Source organism: Sedimenticola hydrogenitrophicus, from assembly GCF_029017505.1.
Taxonomy (GTDB): Bacteria; Pseudomonadota; Gammaproteobacteria; order Chromatiales; family Chromatiaceae; genus Sedimenticola; species Sedimenticola hydrogenitrophicus_A.
Genome location: NZ_JAQGEI010000010.1, coordinates 46,637 through 63,567, shown reverse-complemented (window position 1 = coordinate 63,567; position 16,931 = coordinate 46,637). Strand labels below are relative to the sequence as shown.

The following is a 16,931-nucleotide window of genomic DNA, read 5'->3' as shown; positions in this document are numbered from 1 at the left end:
AGATTCAAGCCTGCCCTTGTTTGAGCGAAGCGAGTTTGGGCAGGCGCTGAAAATGGGGCCGGATTCGAGGAGATAAGCCATCGTGTGAGGCCGGCAAGGCGGGCCAATCACCCCGTGAGTAGTTACTACACTGTTTCTTTCCGCCAAGCAAGGTTACAACCCCGATCATGACAACCCCTTATCCCCATCTGCTTGAACCGCTCGACCTCGGATTCACCACCCTGAAAAACCGCGTCCTGATGGGCTCCATGCATACCGGACTGGAGGATAAAAAGGCGGATTTCCCCAAGCTGGCGGCCTACTTTGCCGAGCGGGCGCGGGGCGGCGCCGGACTGATGGTGACCGGCGGCTTTGCCCCGACCCGGGCCGGCTGGCTGTCGCCGTTCGCCTCCAAACTGACCAATCGGCTTGAACTCGGCCGCCACCGGCTGGTGACCGACGCGGTGCACCGGGAGGGGGGGCGGATCTGCCTGCAGATCCTGCATGCCGGCCGCTACGGCTACACGCCGATCAACGTGGCACCCTCGGCGGTGAAGTCACCCATCACGCCATTCAAACCCCACGCACTCTCGGCCCGGGGGATACGCAAACAGCTTGACGGGTTTGTCCGCTGTGCCCGCCTGGCACAGCGCGCCGGCTACGACGGCGTGGAGGTGATGGGTTCCGAGGGATACTTTCTGAACGAATTTCTGGTCACCCACACCAACCGGCGCAACGATGCCTGGGGCGGCGCCTATCCGAATCGCATGCGCCTGCCGGTGGAGGTGGTGAAACGCATCCGGGCCGCGGTGGGCCGGGAGTTCATCATCATATTCCGGCTGTCGATGCTGGATCTGATTGAACAGGGCAGCAGTTGGGAGGAGGTGGTCGCCCTGGCGCGGGCGATCGAGGCGGCTGGCGCCAGCCTGATCAATACCGGCATCGGCTGGCATGAGGCACGTATCCCAACCATCGCCACCATGGTCCCCCGCGCGGGCTTCACCTGGGTCACCGGACGCCTCAAGGGCGAGGTGGGGATCCCGTTGATCACCACCAACCGGATCAACACCCCGGAGGTGGCGGAAGCGGTGATTGCGCGGGGCGACGCCGACATGGTCTCGATGGCCCGGCCGATGCTGGCCGATCCCGCGTTCGTACATAAGGCGGCGCAGGGCCGGGCCGATGAGATCAACACCTGCATCGCCTGTAACCAGGCCTGCCTCGATCATATCTTTTCCCATCAGCGGGCCACCTGTCTGGTCAACCCCAGGGCCTGCTACGAAACCGAACTCAACTATCCCCCCACCGAGCGACGCAAACGCATCGCCGTGGTGGGGGCGGGACCGGCCGGCCTGGCCTGTTCGACCCTGGCCGCCGGCCGCGGTCACGAGGTGCACCTGTTCGAGGCCGATAGCCGGATCGGCGGTCAGTTCAATATGGCCCGGCGCATCCCCGGCAAGGCCGAGTTCGACGAGACCCTGCGCTATTTCACCCGCCAGATCGAGCTGACCGGGGTGACCCTGCACGCCGGGCGGAAGGTGACGGTGGAGACACTGCTGGCCGCCGCCTACGACGAGGTGGTGATCGCCACCGGTGTCCTGCCCCGGACCCCGGCAATCAGCGGTATCTCCCACCCCAAGGTACTGAGCTATATCGAAGTGCTGCGCGAGCGCAAACCGGTCGGTGAGCGGGTGGCCATCGTCGGTGCCGGGGGGATCGGCTTTGATGTCGCCGAGTACCTCACGCACGCGGAGACGGCGACGCCCCCGGAGGAGGCGGTCGACGCGTTTCTCGGCGAATGGGGCATAGACAAGAGCCTGTCCGCCCGAGGCGGTGTTGCCGGGGTGCAACGGGAGGCGATGGTGCCGGGCAGAAAGATCTATCTGCTGCAACGCAAGGCGAGCAAACCCGGAGCCGGTCTGGGCAAGACCACCGGCTGGATCCACCGCGCCACCCTGAAGCACCGCCAGGTGGAGCTGTGGGCGGGGGTTCAGTATGAGCGGATCGACGATCAGGGGTTGCATCTCCTGGTCGATGACAGGCTGCGGTTGCTGGAGGTGGATAATGTCATCATCTGCGCCGGTCAGGAGTCGCGAACGGGGCTTTATGAGGCGTTGCGGGAGCAGGGGGTAAGCGCACACCTGATCGGCGGCGCCAAACTGGCGGGTGAGCTGGATGCGAAACGGGCGATTCGTGATGGCGCGGAGCTGGCCGCGGTATTATGAGCGCGAGTTTCGAAGTTCAAAAGGCGTCGTTCAGGGCGGGCTATTCCCTTTCCGGAACCGTCGGAGGCAGGGATGCCGACGCCGAGCGTACAGGGACGTATTCACAGTGTGTCCCGGAAAGGGGGTGGCCCGCCCGGCGTCTTGAACTGGACTCCAACCTTGAGTTATGAGGAGCGCGGTTACGCCTCAAAAGATTTCAACGCATCGATATCCAGTATGGTAATGGCGCCGTACTTCACGTCGACGATCTTCTCCGACTGCAGCACATGCAGCGCCTGATTGACCCGCTGGCGGGAGATGCCGGAGAGATTGCCCAGCTCCTCCTGGGAGATCTCCAGCTTGTAATGCATGCCGGGATAGAGTTCATGGTTGAACATGGAGGCGAGGGAGCGGGCAACCCGCGCTTCCGGTGACAGGAAACGGTCATATTCCATGTAGCCGATAAACTGGCCGAGGCGCTCGTTGAAATGGGTGAGCAGGAAACGGTTGAAGCCGATGCTCTCTTCCAGCAGGGTGAAAAATGTCCGTGCCGGCATGAAGGCGATGCGGGATTTGCGTAATGCCACAATGTCGTAGCGCCGCGGCTCGCGTTTCAGCAGCGAGCCCTCGCCAAACCAGCTGCCGGACGGGATGCCGGTGATAAAGGAGATCTGTTTGCCGGTGTGGGATTCACAGGAGATCTTGGCCAGGCCTTCGATAATGCCTACCCACTCTTCAGAGGGGGATCCTTTACGGCAGACGATATCCCCGGCATCGTAGTGCTTCTCATACAGCGTGCCCCTGACCAGCTGCTGCTGGGCAGGCGTCAGGCTCTCCATCCAGGGGCTCGTGCCAAGAAACTGTTCCAGGGATTCCATGGCTCCAAATGTCATCTGAATGACAGAAAACAGAGAAATGAGTTGTTATGATAGCAGATCACAAGGGAATGAAGTATCTAAGCTGATATTACGCTTATTACAAGTATTTTATAATAAAAACAGTAAGATGAGAGATGCCGGTCCGTTTCGTCTGTGTGCCGTTTTGCCCGGGTTCTGAAGCTGGCCGTGATCAAAGGCGAATACTATGGAGCATTGTGATATGTCTGCACGTATGATTTTTTCAGTCGCAAACGAGGCCTCTACATTTATCTCCCCCCTCCCCATAGCACAGCACGATGCATCCAGTGAGATGGATGATGCCGTCATCCAGATTCCCGATGATTGCTGGGAGCCGGTCGATTTTCTCGATGGCGATGAGACCGGGATACCAAGCCAGCTGCTGGCGACCCTTCATGTCAACACCTGTCCCATGCACTTTGAGGCCTACCTGGTGGATGAACAGGGCGAGATTTGTGATCCCCGCCACCAGCAGGCGATCAACCTGGTCAAGGTGGCCTTGCGGGATGACGAGCCCTGGAAAAGCTTCAACTATGGCGGCCATGAATACGTAATGATCGCCATTCCGTTCGGCATGGGACGCTGAACGACGACAGCGGACCGCTACGGGGCGCCCACTGGCACCCCGTTTCCGACTGAGTCCCTCCCACCAGAAACGCCTGCGTCCCGAGGAATTACGCTATCCCGACGCGTATATGCCCGGCCTGATTCCAACCCCTCGGCACGCGACCCACATAGCGAAACCAAAAGGCTGTGTTTATACTGCGGCTGCTTGTATGCTATGGGCCGATAAGCTGAACGGCCGGTTTTTTAATTCATGGTTTAACTCAGTACCATCGCCGGAGGAGGGCGGTATGATCTGTATCAGCTGCGGCAGAACCCATCGGTACATCGCCTCTTCCATTGATCAGGGTATGCACTGGCTGCGCCAGGATGAATCCACCCGGCTGGGTATCTGCTCCTTCTGTCAGGATGCCGTGGATGCCTGGGATCAGGGGGCCCGGGATGTCCGTGACCTGGCGAACGCCAGGTTGAAAAAGGAGCGTGAAACCGACCTGCCGGGCTGGTTGATCAAGCACGCAAAATTGCCATCGCTGCCGCATGTGCTGATTGAGGTCTATAAAGAACTCGAGTCGGAGACGGCCGGCATCGAGCGCATCATACAACTGCTTGAGACCGATCCGGGGTTGACCGCGCGGGCGCTTCAGCTGGGAAACTCCGCGTATTACGGTGCGGGGAAGCAGATCACCCGGGTGGAGGATGCCATCCTGCGCGTGGGGCCGTTCGACCTCTGGGCCCTGCTGATCTCGACCGAGGTCAAGAGCCTGTTTTTCGGCATCCGCCCCGATCTGATGGACATGAACAGTTTCTGGCGCCACGCCCTGTTCACTGCCTGCGCCTGCCGCATACTGGCGGAACAGCAGCGACTGGGATCGGCCGGCGATCTGTTCGTTGCCGGGTTGTTGCATGATATCGGCAAGTTGCTGTTTTTGCAGCTGATGCCGATTGAGTATGTGGAGGTGATTCATCGTCGGAACTGTGGCGATAAAGGGGCCGAACTGGAGGTGGAGCGGTTGGGTGTCAGCCACGCGCAACTCGGGGCCCGGCTGTTCGAGGCGTGGCAGCTCCCGGAGGCGCTGATAACCCTGACCGCCGGCCACCACGGCCCGGCACCGGCATCCGAACCGCTGGCGCTGCTGCGTCAGGCCGACGCGCTGGCACATACCTATCTCGATCAGAAACCGGCCGGCAGCGAGTCCCACGCACTGCCGGACCGGACCCTGCAACCAATACTTACGCTGTTTCAGCAACTCACGGAACTGGTGCTTTGACCGCGGCTGTCGGTCCCGGCTGACAGGTCCTTAGCTCGGGCTTCAGGTCCGGCGCGGGAATCGGCTCGGCCTCAATGCTGTGGATCGGAACCACCCCCGCCCAGACATCCAGCGGCACATCCTTGGGATTATCCAGCGGTGGGCCGCTTCTGATCTTTGCCGACGCCTCCTCGATTTCAAACCGGACCACCTGGGTCGCTTGCGCCTCCTGATCCGTGGCGGCCCGGGCCAGCGCCGTTCTGCCGGGGGCCAGGTGCTCGGTCAGTGCGACCAGCGCCGCCTGTTTCTCCTCCAGGGAAAGCACCGGCCTGGCGGTGCCGAATGCCACCACGGAGCGAAAGTTGAGCGAATGGTGAAAGGTCGAGCGCGCCAGTACCAGACCATCCAGGTGGGTCACCGTCACACAGGCCGGCATGCCGCCGGCCAGTTGCCGGAGCAGCCGTGAATTGGGAGCCCCATGCAGGATCAGCGCATTACCCTGGCGGGCATAGGCCATGGGGATCACAAACGGCTGGCCCTCCAGGTGGAAACCGACGTGACAGATCTTGCCCTGGTCGAGAATTGCATGGATGGTTTCCGGGTCATAATGGCCACGTTCCTTGTGTCGCTGTATGCGGTGTCTGCCGGGAGTGTTGCTGGTCATTTTTTATGCTCCATAATCAGTGAACTTGAGCTATGATCATTGACTAATGGACCTTGTAAAAGATCCAATTAATGGTTTTTTATTGGTACCAATATTGGGGGCGATGTTGCTGACACTGGATGGCGAGGGTGCGCTCTATATGCAGGTCTACCGCTCATTGAAGCAGCAGATCCTCGCTGGCCGCCTCAGGGAAGGGGAGCGGCTACCCGCCTCCCGGCTGCTCGCGGACAGTCTGGGGGTGTCCCGAAATGTGGTTCTGCAGGGATACGACCAGTTGAAATCCGAGGGCTTTATCGTCGGCCGGGTCGGCGCGGGCACCCGGGTGGCGGATCATCTTGCAACCGCAGATGTGAGAACCGGTCTGGCGGCGGCCAGGCGGCGTGGCGAAACCGTTTCCGCGGTCCGGCTGACGGAACAGGCCAATATCGCATTGGCCTACTGGCAAGCCCGGGCACAACCCGGGACGCTACCCACCCGCGCCCTCGACTATGATTTCCGTTATGGGGATGTCGAGGTGGATCCGCTCTCCGCGCGGATCTGGCGCCGCCTCAGCGGCCACCTGTTCACGCACAGCGTGCATCAGTATGGCCACCCCCAGGGCGAGCCCGTCCTGCGTGAAATCATTGCCGAGTATGCCGGCGCCGGCAGGGGATGTGACTGCGATCCGGGACAGGTGTGCATAGTCAACGGTTCTCAACAGGCGCTGGATATTCTGGCCCGGATGTTCCTCTCTCCCGACAGCCAGGTGATAGTGGAGGAACCGGGTTATCCAGGGGCACGCACGGCGTTTCAGGCAACCGGCGCCACACTGGTTCCGGTACCGGTGGATCTGGCGGGGATCAAGGTCGGACAGTTTCCCGATCCGGGCAGTGCCAACGGGTTGATCTACGTCACCCCCTCTCACCAGTTCCCGACCGGCTCGATCCTCAGCCTCCCCCGGCGACTGGCGTTGCTGGAGTGGGCGGAACAGCACAACCGATTTATCCTGGAGGATGACTACGACGGGGAGTTCCGGTATGCGGGGCGGCCGATCCCCGCGCTGCAGGGGCTCGACCCGGCGGGGCGCACCCTTTATGTCGGCACTTTTTCAAAAGTGCTGTTTCCCGCCCTGCGCATCGGTTACGTCATCCTGCCCGGCAATCTGGTCGAGCCGTTTGTCGGCCTGCGCTGGCTCTGTGACCGCCATACCGCGACCCACCAACAGCGGGTGCTGGCCGCGTTTATCCGCGAGGGTCATTATGAGCGTCACCTGCGGCGCATGCGCAAACGCTACCAGGGGCGACGCCGCGCGCTGATCGACGCGTTGCACCAGGCGTTCGGCGCGGAGATCGAGCTGCACGGCACCAATGCCGGTCTGCATCTGCTGGTCTGGTTCAGGGAGGACGCCTTGGCGGCGGGGGAATCCACATTGATTGCAGCGGCACGGGCGGCCGGGGTGGGGGTCTATCCGGTTTCACCCCTCTACCAGCGACCACCCGGGCGGTTGGGGCTGTTGTTCGGTTATGGCGGCATCCCGGAAGCGCGCATCGCGCCGGGCATAGCCCGATTGCGGCGGGTTTTCGCCGCGCTCCGGTGAAGGGGCGGCAGTGCTTCTAAAAATTAACAACCGACAAGGGGATCATGATGTCATCTAATCTGTTGCTACTCTCCGGCGTTGCGGTGATCGGCGGCATTGCCGTGGCGCTGCAGGCCCAGCTGATGGCACTGCTCGACCGCGGCATGGGGACGCTGGAGAGTGTGTTTATCACCTATGGCGGGGGCGGCCTGCTGATCGGCCTGACGATGCTGTTTCTGCGTGGTGGCAACCTGTCGATATGGCATACCATCCCCTGGTACGCCTATCTCTCCGGCGCCGCCGGTCTGATTATTGTCGCCTCGATCGGCTTCAGTGTGCCGAGACTCGGACTGGTCACCGCCTTCACGCTGCTAGTCGCCGCCCAGTTCATTGTCGGCGCCCTGTTGGATCACTTTGGTTTGCTCGGGGCCGAGGTGCGGGAACTCGATCTCCGCAAGATTGCCGGCATGCTGATCATGCTGCTGGGGGTGTGGCTGACGGTGCGTAGTTGATAGCAACAGGGCATCGCTGCAATAAATCGCTCCGTGACGCGGTCTCTATCTGATGAGGGTCTCCGCGCATGCGCCGGCAGAACCCGGATAAGGCCATTGCCGGAACACGAAGTACCCGATTGCGGCGAATTTTTCGTTTGTCTGCAAGGCGCACCAAGGGGAGCATAGCTGGGCCCATGTGACCCTTGGCGCAACGCCGTAGACGGACGAAAAGACAAGCAAGATGGTACTTCGTTTGACAGAAATGGCCTAAACTCTTCCTTCCGCACCAGAGAGGCGCACCGATGTTTCGCCTGTTACGCCGGTACCTTGACTTCAAGCTGATGATTTTCCTGCTGTTGCCGTTCTCCGCCACTGCCGAGCGGATTGGCGGATTCGAGATTGCCGCGGATCAGGCCTCGATTCCGCTGCGTGAGATCCACTCGGGTGGACCACCCAAAGACGGCATTCCGGCAATCGACCACCCCAGGTTTTTGCAGGCCGGGGAGGCCCATGATCTCGGGCCCGAGGAGCGAGTGCTCGGACTGAACCTGAACGGCATCGCCAAGGCTTATCCCATTGCGATCATGAACTGGCACGAAATCGTCAATGACCGGTTTGCCGATGAGCCCGTGGTGATCACCTACTGCCCGCTTTGCGGCAGTGGTGTGGCCTTTTCCGCGCGCGTGTCCGGTGAGACCTTGCAGTTTGGTGTGTCGGGTCTGCTCTATAACAGCGACGTGCTGCTCTATGACCGGAAAACGGACTCGCTCTGGTCGCAACTGCTGGCCCGCGCGGTCACCGGAGAGATGAATGGCACCCGGCTGGAGGTGCTGCCGTTAATGACGACAAACTGGTCGGAGTGGCGCGCGCAGCATCCCGCAACACTGGTTCTGTCACGCGCCACCGGGCATGTCCGGGATTATGACCGGGACCCCTACGCCGGTTATGAATCCAGTGAAGGGATCTACTTCCCGGTCAAACAGCAGGACCCACGCTACCATCCCAAGGAGCAGGTTTTCGGGTTGGAGATTGACGGTCGCTTCAAGGCCTACCCGGTTGCCGAACTGAGTCGTGCCGAAGGCGAGATCCGGGATCGGTTTGCAGGCCGCGCCTTTACCATACGCTACAATCCTGCCAGTCAGAGTGCCCGTTTTTTCGATTCGCAAGGCGGAGAGATACCGGTGATCCAATCCTACTGGTTTGCCTGGTATGCCTTCCATCCCGACACCGAGGTGTTCCGTCCCTGATCGGGTCAGGCACGACGGACTCTGATCAACGGTACTGGTCGATCCCGGTATCCCGCAGCCGGTCATAATAACGCGCCCGGTAGAGGTGGCGCACACCCTGCTCATCATCCCGAAACGCGGTACGGTCATGCAGGATATTGTTGCTGATCAGGCCCATGCCCGGCTCCAACCGGCCGCGGAAGATATAGGGTGAGTCACTGGCGAGGATCTCGCTCAGGGCATCAAGTGCCCGGCGAGTGAGCGGGTCATCGGACCAGATGACATGCCGGGTGCGTATGGTATAACGCATATGCAGGTTGCCACAGGGCATGATCGACAGGACCGGTCCGATCTCTTCCTGCCGGGCCACCTCGCCTTGGTTCAGGCGCGGCGGGATGGTCATCACCTCCGGGCCCATCAGCGCCGTGATGAAGGCGGGATCCTGGTCCCGCAGCAGGATGTAGGCGATTTCGTGATCGAGCAGGGCATTTTCACCGCCGCTGCCGGCGCTCTGCACACAGTGCAGGATCAGCGAGTGGATCTGCTCGTCCGGGCGGTTGTAATAGCCGTCCGTGTGCCATTTGATGGGGCGATTGGAGTAGGGGATGTACTGCTGTCTGATCCCGTCCGCGGCGACTTTCAGCGAGGTCAGGCCGGTGTCATCCGAGAGCCAGTTGTGGTTCAGGTGCCGGGCGCCGAACTGGCGTCCCAGCGAGAGCGGGATCTCGGGGTCCGGATCACTCCCGGTCTCGCTGATATAGATGGCCATATTGGCCTTGCGCACCCGTTGGCTGATGGCCTCGAACTCTGCGCGGGTCAGTTGGCGGGGATCCCTGACCGGTACCAGCAGCGCCTCCAGGGAAGCGGGGTAGTCCGCCAGTTTCCTGGACCGCCAACTCTGGTAAAGCGCTTCATTCGCCAGACTGAAAGGTGTTGCAAGCGGATTTTCGGCTACGGCTGTATGGGGCATCTGCGGAGTACCGTCGGGGTCATATTGGCGAAATATTAGCAATTACTAACACATGCCGCCAGTCGCCCGCACCGAATAGCCCTCACGGTATCGGTTCAGATGGTGAATTATGGCAATAATTCCCGCTAACCATCCTGTTCCAGCATTGGGAACAGCGCATCAATCTTGGCCGCGCAAATAAAATCATTTTCCGAAAGATTCTTGATCGCATGGGTGCTGTAACTTACCTTGCAGCGGTTGTACCCGACCTCCAGGTCGGGATGGTGGTCCTCGCCATTGGCTATCCAGGCCACGGCATTGACGAAGGCGATGGTCTGGTAAAAGTTCTTGAAGCGGAACTCCCGTGCAATGGCCTGGGTTGAACCGAGCAGTTGCCATTCCGGGGAGAGCCGTGCCAACAGCTCCCTGCACTGTGCCTCCGACAGTGGCGGGGTCTGCGGGTTGCAGACGCTGCAGTGTCTTTCCTGCAATGGTCCCGACCTTTCCTGTGCCTGTGTCATCGTTACACCTCGCTGTCACCTGTGAGTAATAACGCCAGGGTTCACTACACCAAGTATATCTGAACGGGCCGATTCAGTAGCTGATCGCGCTGAGGACGGGATTGCCGATCACCGGATGGACCGCCTTGCGATAATTGCGGGTGATGCGTTTAACATAGTTCCGGGTCTCTCGATAGGGCGGTACCCCACGATAGCTCTTCACCGCGTTCTCCCCGGCATTGTAGGCGGCCAGAACCAGGGGCACATCCCCTTCAAAGTGCCGTACCAGCCATTGCAGATAGGCCATGCCACCGTGCATGTTCTGTGAGGGGTCCCAGACATCGCTCACACCGAAGCGTCGCGCAGTGGCCGGAATAAGCTGCATCAGCCCCCGGGCGTCCTTTGAAGAGCGGGCCTGTGGATTGAAATTGGACTCGGCCCGGATCACTGCCAGCACCAGGTCGGCGTCGAGACCGTAGGCAGGTGCCCAGGCCCGCACCCAGTGCTCAATCTGCTGTCGATCCGGCTGTGCTTCCAGCGGCAGGCTACTGCACCGGTGGTCCCGGCGGGGCGCTACGCCGGACAGCCGGGTCAGCATCCTGGCAGCCATGGGATCGCCGGCCGCGGCGGCTTTTTCAAACCACCCGGCAGCCACCGCCGGGTCCTGTGCAACCCAGCGGCCATTGAAATGCATCCAGCCCAGCGCGTAGTAGGCCTCGGAGTCCCCCCGGTCGGCCGCCAGGCAGTAGAGCCGGAACGCCTTTTGGTAGTCCTGTTCCACCCCGCGGCCATGCTCATAGCGCAGCGCCAGTTGGCGCATGTCGCCCGCTTGCCGCGGCTTCTCCGCCGCGCAGAAGAGTGGCGTCAGCAGAAGTAATAAAAGAACCGAAGAGGCCCGGTAGTGCATGGCGTATTCACCCACATGACGATACCCATGCACTAGGCAAATATTATTCCATCCGTCAATTAATCATTAATATCAACTGGTTAATTATTCACCGGAGATTCAGGAACGGCCCAGTGTAAAATTCGCTGACAACACCCTCCGCTATTCGTGTACCACCAATACATCGCAGTTTGCGGTTTCGATCACGCGCTTCGCGGTGGCGCCCAGCAGGATGTGGAGGCCTTCCAATTTGTACGATCCGATGACAATCAGCCCGGCCTGCTGCCGGGCCGAGTAGTCGGCCACCGCCTGATCGACCGGCCCCGCAGTCACCACCACCTCTTGCTCCACTTCCAGCCCCTCGATGACCGAGGTGAAGGCCTCCAGGCCCCGCATGCGGAGATTTTTCGCCGCGCTCTCTTCATCCTTTCCCGCGGTAAAATTGTCCACCACGTTCAGCAGGGTCAACCGGGCATTGTAGCGTTTGGCCATTCGCACGGCCTTGTAGATGGTCATCAGCCCCTGGTCATTGAGGTCGGCGGCAACCACGATATGCCGGTAGTCATCGGGCGGGCGGTTGGCGTGCACCACCAGGACGTCGCACTCGGTCTGCTCGGGCATGGTTTCATCGCCGGCCTGAAGCAGCGGCTGCAGTTGTGCGTACCCGACATTGTCCAGGACCACCAGGTCGCCATTCACCGCGTTTGCCAGGCGGGCGAGCTGCAGCAAATTCCCCTGGGTACTTTTAGCCGCCGTGATCTCCGCATTCTCCGCCAGCAGCCGATCCATGGCCGCCGCCAGCGCTTCGACAGCGCTGCCGGACGGGGTGATATGGACCAACGTGACCTGGCTGTGGAGCTTGCTGGCGACATTGGTCGCCCGCAGGGCGGCCGGTTGTTCGCTCACGGTTGGCGAATAGAGGGCCACGATACTGTGATAGCCGACGGATTGCGTGGTCGTCATGGTACGGTTACCTGTTTGGTGTAAGGGAGGCTGACAACGGCTGGCGCGTGGCCACCGCACTCGCCGCGACGGCCATGTTGCCAGTGGACGGGCGGGCTGTGCGAACGCCGCTCACACGGCCTCTCGGCAGGCCGTCCGCAGCAGGGAATCGAGTCCCGGATAATACTCCCGGTCCAGCTGATACTTGCGTCCGCAATCGCCCCAGGAGCCACCCTGGGCGATGGCGCGTTCAAGATCGCGCGGCCGGTCGATGATCACCCCGCCGCTGGAGCGGATGCCCAGATCGAACAGCAGATCGGGAAGTCCGCTGGCGCTGGGTCCGATCAGGTGGATCTTCGCCGGGTCGCCGGCCGCCTCGACAATCGACTCGATGCTGTTGTTGATCAGGGTCGACGCGGTACACAGAACGGTGTCGCAGCGGGCCAGTGCCTGTGGTGTGGTGAACAGCTCCAGCCCCAACTCCGGTGGTACCCGTTCCGGCTGCTGCTCGATCACGATGACCTCCGTGCCCCGGGCCAGATAGCGTTCAACCAGGGGTCTGAAGAACCCCACCACTCCGATCCGACCCTCGGGCCGGTCGCCGTCGTCCGGCTTGCCGGCGGTGGTCGGATCAAAACCGGCACGCTTCATCAGGTACTGGCTGAGGGCATTGAACGCTCCCAGTGCCAGGGCGCTACGCGGCAGGTCGATTCCGTCCAGCCCGCGGGCGATTTCGGAAGGCGATTCCGCGATGGAGTGGTGCGCGTTCTGGCGAAGCCATTCCAGGGTGTCGCCCAGGCAGCTATAAAAGGGGCCGGTGCTGCCGTCGCTCAGGACCACGAAACCGAAATTATCCTTGATATCCTCGGCCACATCGGCGACCGGCAGCAATACCCGGGCGATGGGCGGAAGCCGGAGGGCGTTGTCGATCCGTTTGATCAGTCGACGATAGTTGGAGAGATACGGCATTGAGTGTGACCCGGCATTGGTTTTCTTAACTATAGATGGTCCAGTCGGTGCGTGAGGGGTGAAATTGGAGCGTATGGCGATTGCCCCCGGGAATGTCGGGGGATACCATAATCCCGCCAATCCTGGCCCATCCCTTGGATCGTTGTCTCCCATGAATGATGCAATTTCACAACTCCTGCCTCAGCCCGTCTGGAGACATTTTTACCAGCTGACCCAAATACCCAGACCGTCGCATCATGAGGCGGCGGTACAGGACTACGTCATACAGGTGGGTGAGCGCCTGGGACTGCAGACCATCAGGGACCCGGCGGACAATATCCTGATCAGAAAACCGGCCTCGGCCGGCATGGAGTCGGCACCCGGCGTGATTCTTCAAGGGCATCTCGATATGGTCCCGCAGGCCAATGCCGATACCTTGCACGATTTCACCCGGGATCCGATTTGGGTGCGCATTGAGCAGGAGTGGGTCAAGGCAACCGGCACTACCCTGGGGGCGGATAACGGCATCGGCGTGGCGGCGACCCTGGCCGTGCTGGAGTCGCGCCAACTCAAGCACGGCCCGCTTGAGGCACTGTTCACCAGTAACGAAGAAGACGGCATGTCCGGTGCATTCGGTGTCCGGCCCGATCTGCTCCAGGGGGAAATATTGCTGAACATGGATTCGGAGGATGAGGGGGTCCTCTGTATCGGCTGTGCCGGTGGCGCCAATGCCACCAGCTCGCTCTCCTACCCGGCCGAGCGCGTCGCCAGCGGGTGGCTCGGCTATCGGCTCAAACTGAGCGGGCTCAAGGGGGGGCACTCCGGGGTGGATATCCACCGGGGCAGGGGCAATGCCAACAAGCTGCTGGCGCGACTGTTATCCGCTGCCGAGGCGGAATGTGCTATCCGGCTGTGCGCCTTCAACGGAGGCAACATGCGCAATGCCATACCGCGAGAGGCGACCGGTGTGTTCCATGTGCCGGCCTCGCGTGCGGCCGACCTGAAAGGGCTGCTCGAGACCCGCTGGGCGGCGATGGCATCGGAGCTCGCGGCGGTGGAGCCTGATCTTGCGATGGAGCTGCAGGCGGATGCAACCGCCGACCAGTGGCTGCCGGGGAGCCTGCAGCAACAACTGCTGGATGCCCTGATGGCCTGCCCCAACGGGGTGCTGCGCATGAGCGACAGCATGCCCGGGCTGGTGGAGACCTCCACCAACCTGGCCATTGTGCGAGTGAGCGACGGCCGCATCGAAATCAAAAGCCTGATCCGCAGCTCCATCGACTCGGCCCGGGATGCGCTGTGCGCGGTTCACCGCTCGCTGTTTCGGCTGGTCGGTGCGGAAACCGTGATCGATGGGGAATACCCCGGCTGGAAACCCAATCCGCATTCGCCGCTGCTGCAGACCATGCGCCAGGCCTACCAGGACATCTTTGACACCCCGGCCGAGATCGGCGCCATCCACGCCGGCCTGGAGTGCGGCATCATCGGCGGGCGCTATCCCGGTCTCGAGATGATCTCCTTTGGCCCCACCATCCGCTATCCGCATTCCCCGGATGAGTGCATGCATATCCCCTCGGTGCAGCGGTTCTGGGACCTGTTGGTGGCCACACTGGCGCGTCTTCAATAATCGGTCGCAAACTGAAAAGTATCTATAAAACAGGGCGATATCCATAAGTAGTGGCGGTCTGGTGCATAAGAAAAATTGAATGTATGGCGCATTGCATCAATCGCGGTGGTGTATTACGGTTTCGCAATGTCTACTAAACATCCCATTATTGTCATCACCGGTTCATCGGGCTCTGGTTCGAACCGGGTGAGTGATGTATTCAGCCATATTGCCTGGCGTGAGAAGATCAGCCACCTGATCGTGGATGGCGGCGCATTTCACCGCTATGCGCGGGACGAGATGGCGCGGCAGGTCGAAGAGGCCTGTGCCGATGGCCGCTATCTCAGCCACTTCAGCCCCGAGGGCAATCGGCTGGACCTGCTGGAATCCCTGTTCAGGGAGTTCTCATCCCACGGCACCGGCGAGTACAGACACTACCTGCATACCGAGGAACAGGCGATACAGCACCAACAGGAGGCCGGTACCTTTACCCCCTGGACGTCGCTGCCGCCGGATCTGGACCTGCTGGTCTATCAGGGCCTGCACGGCGCATTCGCCGGCCCCGGTGTCGATATACTGCAGCATGTGGATCTGACTCTGGGCGTCGCGCCCATTGTCAATCTGGAGTGGATTCAGAAGATTCATACGGATATCAGGAACCGGGGCTACACCCTGGATGCGGTACGCGCCGCCATCCAGCACCGGCTGCACGACTATGTCCATTACATCACCCCACAGTTTTCGAATACCGACATCAACTTCCAGCGCATCCCCCTGGTGGATACCTCCAACCCGTTCGATGCCCGGGATGTGCCGGGGAGTGACGAGAGCATGGTGGTGATCAGCTTCCGCGAACCCAGGAAGCATGACTTCTCCATATTGCTGAAACGGATTGAGGGTGCCTTCATGTCACGGCGCAACTCCCTGGTGGTGCCCGGCGGCAAGATGGAGTTCGCCATGGAGCTGTTGTTGAACCCCCTGGTGCATGAGATGATGGAACGGCGGCGTCAGCTAGAGGAGTTCTGATTATCACTACCGACAACAGCAAAGACCGGGCGATACTCGAGGCGATGCGCAAGGTGCTGACCGCGGTCATCCGTGACACCACGCCGCCGCCGGGTATGCGGCACCCCCTGACCGATGAGACGATTCAGGATGTAAGGCTCTGCCTGGGACTGATTACGGCGCGGGAAAAAGAGCTGGGTGAGGAGGCGGGCGTTACGGCACAGCGTCCCTACTATGCGGATGAACGCCCCACCTCGACGGTGGTGCCGTTTGACCTGGGCAAGGGCAAGGACCCGGAGTAGGGGCTAGGTAACTTACTCGTCGATCTCTTCTATGATCTCGTCTATATAGCGCCGCTGCAGATCGGCAAAGCTGTCGATCCGGCGATCCCTGAGAAAAGGCCAGATGCGCCGCACCGACTCGCTGCGCCGCAGATCGACATCCACCAGCAGGATATCCTCGTTGACGCCCGCCTCCCCGAGCAGCTCGCCCTGGGGCCCACAGATGAACGAGTTACCCCAGAAGCGGATCCCCTGGCTGTGGCCCGATGGGTCCGCTTCATGGCCGACCCGGTTGCAGGCCGCCACCGGCAGACCGTTGGCGACAGCGTGCCCCCGCTGCACCGTGACCCAGGCGTCGCGTTGCCGCTTCTGTTCCTCCTCGCTGTCGCCCGGATCCCAGCCGATGGCGGTGGGGTAGAGCAGCAGTTCGGCACCGGCCAGGGCCATCAGTCGGGCCGCCTCCGGGTACCACTGATCCCAGCACACCAACACACCCAATCTGCCGAGGCTGGTATCGATCGGCCGGAACCCCAGATCACCGGGGGTGAAGTAGAATTTCTCGTAGAAGCCGGGATCGTCCGGGATATGCATCTTTCGATAGCGTCCGGCCAGGCGTCCGTCGCTGTCGAACACCACCGCGGTATTGTGATAGAGGCCGGCGGCACGCTTCTCGAACAGCGAGCTGACGATCACCACGCCCAGTTGCGCGGCCAGGGCGCTGAAAAGTTCGGTCGAGGGGCCGGGAATTGGCTCCGCCAGATCAAACAGCCGGGTCTCTTCCGTCTGGCAGAAGTAGGGGGTGTTGTGCAACTCCTGCAGCAACACCAGCTGACCACCCGCCGTGGCTGCCCGGCGTATCCGCTCACTGATAAGGGCCAGATTGTCATCCCGGTTGCTGCTGCAGGGGTGCTGGATCAGGGCGATCTTGATGGCTTTTCTGCTATTCATGGCTATGGATTCAAGGCTGGATTCTATGCCCCTGAGC

At 61.3% G+C, this 16,931-nt stretch carries 17 protein-coding genes; 9 read left to right on the top strand and 8 right to left on the bottom strand.

Annotation, left to right across the window (positions count from 1 at the left end):
* The first annotated feature begins 167 nt into the window (after nucleotides 1-167).
* Nucleotides 168-2,204: an NADPH-dependent 2,4-dienoyl-CoA reductase gene (locus O9K64_RS08060; protein WP_275097566.1), complete on the top strand. Its 2,037-nt coding sequence runs from the start codon at nucleotides 168-170 to the stop codon at nucleotides 2,202-2,204.
* A gap of 179 nt (nucleotides 2,205-2,383) precedes the next feature.
* Here the strand turns inward: O9K64_RS08060 and O9K64_RS08055 are convergent, their stop codons facing one another.
* Nucleotides 2,384-3,061 carry a Crp/Fnr family transcriptional regulator gene (locus tag O9K64_RS08055; RefSeq protein WP_275097565.1) on the bottom strand — a complete coding sequence of 226 codons (678 nt, stop codon included), beginning with the start codon at nucleotides 3,059-3,061 and terminating at the stop codon, nucleotides 2,384-2,386.
* A gap of 310 nt (nucleotides 3,062-3,371) precedes the next feature.
* Between O9K64_RS08055 and O9K64_RS08050 the strand changes: the two genes are divergently transcribed.
* Both O9K64_RS08050 and O9K64_RS08045 read left to right on the top strand, forming a co-directional pair.
* A complete protein-coding gene (locus O9K64_RS08050; protein WP_275097564.1) occupies nucleotides 3,372-3,665 on the top strand; it encodes a hypothetical protein in 294 nt (97 codons plus the stop codon).
* Between the two features lie 268 nt (nucleotides 3,666-3,933).
* Nucleotides 3,934-4,911 carry an HDOD domain-containing protein gene (locus O9K64_RS08045; protein ID WP_275097563.1) on the top strand — a complete coding sequence of 326 codons (978 nt, stop codon included), beginning with the start codon at nucleotides 3,934-3,936 and terminating at the stop codon, nucleotides 4,909-4,911.
* Here the strand turns inward: O9K64_RS08045 and O9K64_RS08040 are convergent.
* The gene (locus O9K64_RS08040; protein ID WP_275097562.1) at nucleotides 4,892-5,554 is read right to left on the bottom strand and encodes a pyridoxamine 5'-phosphate oxidase family protein; all 663 of its coding nucleotides are present in this window, start codon (nucleotides 5,552-5,554) and stop codon (nucleotides 4,892-4,894) included. The two genes, O9K64_RS08045 and O9K64_RS08040, sit on opposite strands and share 20 nt — an antisense overlap.
* A 103-nt stretch (nucleotides 5,555-5,657) precedes the next feature.
* On the opposite strand from O9K64_RS08040, the gene O9K64_RS08035 reads away from it, so the two are divergent.
* The 3 genes from O9K64_RS08035 to O9K64_RS08025 all read left to right on the top strand — a co-directional run bounded on the left by O9K64_RS08035 (nucleotide 5,658) and on the right by O9K64_RS08025 (nucleotide 8,850).
* Nucleotides 5,658-7,130 (top strand): PLP-dependent aminotransferase family protein, encoded by a 1,473-nt coding sequence (locus O9K64_RS08035; RefSeq protein WP_275097561.1) that lies wholly within the window; start codon nucleotides 5,658-5,660, stop codon nucleotides 7,128-7,130.
* A gap of 44 nt (nucleotides 7,131-7,174) precedes the next feature.
* Nucleotides 7,175-7,621, top strand: coding sequence for a DMT family transporter (locus tag O9K64_RS08030; RefSeq protein ID WP_275097560.1), 447 nt, complete (start codon nucleotides 7,175-7,177; stop codon nucleotides 7,619-7,621).
* Nucleotides 7,622-7,905: 284 nt separating this feature from the next.
* Nucleotides 7,906-8,850, top strand: a complete 945-nt coding sequence (locus O9K64_RS08025) for a DUF3179 domain-containing protein (RefSeq protein ID WP_275097559.1) — start codon at nucleotides 7,906-7,908, stop codon at nucleotides 8,848-8,850.
* Between the two features lie 25 nt (nucleotides 8,851-8,875).
* On the opposite strand, the gene O9K64_RS08020 is transcribed toward O9K64_RS08025, so the two are convergent.
* The 5 genes from O9K64_RS08020 to O9K64_RS08000 all read right to left on the bottom strand — a co-directional run bounded on the left by O9K64_RS08020 (nucleotide 8,876) and on the right by O9K64_RS08000 (nucleotide 13,075).
* On the bottom strand, nucleotides 8,876-9,799 hold the full coding sequence (locus O9K64_RS08020; protein ID WP_275097558.1) for a TauD/TfdA family dioxygenase: 924 nt from the start codon (nucleotides 9,797-9,799) through the stop codon (nucleotides 8,876-8,878).
* A 125-nt stretch (nucleotides 9,800-9,924) separates the two neighbouring features.
* Complete coding sequence (locus O9K64_RS08015; RefSeq protein WP_420493160.1) at nucleotides 9,925-10,299, bottom strand: 4a-hydroxytetrahydrobiopterin dehydratase; 375 nt, start codon at nucleotides 10,297-10,299, stop codon at nucleotides 9,925-9,927.
* Between the two features lie 73 nt (nucleotides 10,300-10,372).
* On the bottom strand, nucleotides 10,373-11,200 hold the full coding sequence (locus tag O9K64_RS08010) for a transglycosylase SLT domain-containing protein (protein ID WP_275097556.1): 828 nt from the start codon (nucleotides 11,198-11,200) through the stop codon (nucleotides 10,373-10,375).
* A gap of 126 nt (nucleotides 11,201-11,326) precedes the next feature.
* Nucleotides 11,327-12,127: a universal stress protein gene (locus O9K64_RS08005; RefSeq protein ID WP_275097555.1), complete on the bottom strand. Its 801-nt coding sequence runs from the start codon at nucleotides 12,125-12,127 to the stop codon at nucleotides 11,327-11,329.
* Nucleotides 12,128-12,238: 111 nt separating this feature from the next.
* Entirely contained in the window at nucleotides 12,239-13,075 is an 837-nt protein-coding gene (locus tag O9K64_RS08000; RefSeq protein WP_275097554.1) for a Rossmann-like domain-containing protein, read from the bottom strand.
* 151 nt (nucleotides 13,076-13,226) lie between these two features.
* Here O9K64_RS08000 and O9K64_RS07995 point away from each other — a divergent pair, with 151 nt between their 5' ends.
* The 3 genes from O9K64_RS07995 (at nucleotide 13,227) to O9K64_RS07985 (ending at nucleotide 15,967) form a co-directional block, all read left to right on the top strand.
* Nucleotides 13,227-14,681 (top strand): aminoacyl-histidine dipeptidase, encoded by a 1,455-nt coding sequence (locus tag O9K64_RS07995; RefSeq protein ID WP_275097553.1) that lies wholly within the window; start codon nucleotides 13,227-13,229, stop codon nucleotides 14,679-14,681.
* A 126-nt stretch (nucleotides 14,682-14,807) separates the two neighbouring features.
* A complete protein-coding gene (locus O9K64_RS07990; protein ID WP_275097552.1) occupies nucleotides 14,808-15,686 on the top strand; it encodes a phosphoribulokinase in 879 nt (292 codons plus the stop codon).
* Nucleotides 15,687-15,730: 44 nt separating this feature from the next.
* The gene (locus O9K64_RS07985) at nucleotides 15,731-15,967 is read left to right on the top strand and encodes a segregation and condensation protein A (protein WP_275097551.1); all 237 of its coding nucleotides are present in this window, start codon (nucleotides 15,731-15,733) and stop codon (nucleotides 15,965-15,967) included.
* Nucleotides 15,968-15,979: 12 nt separating this feature from the next.
* On the opposite strand, the gene O9K64_RS07980 is transcribed toward O9K64_RS07985, so the two are convergent.
* Nucleotides 15,980-16,894, bottom strand: a complete 915-nt coding sequence (locus O9K64_RS07980) for a carbon-nitrogen hydrolase (RefSeq protein WP_275097550.1) — start codon at nucleotides 16,892-16,894, stop codon at nucleotides 15,980-15,982.
* Nucleotides 16,895-16,931 lie beyond the last annotated feature (37 nt).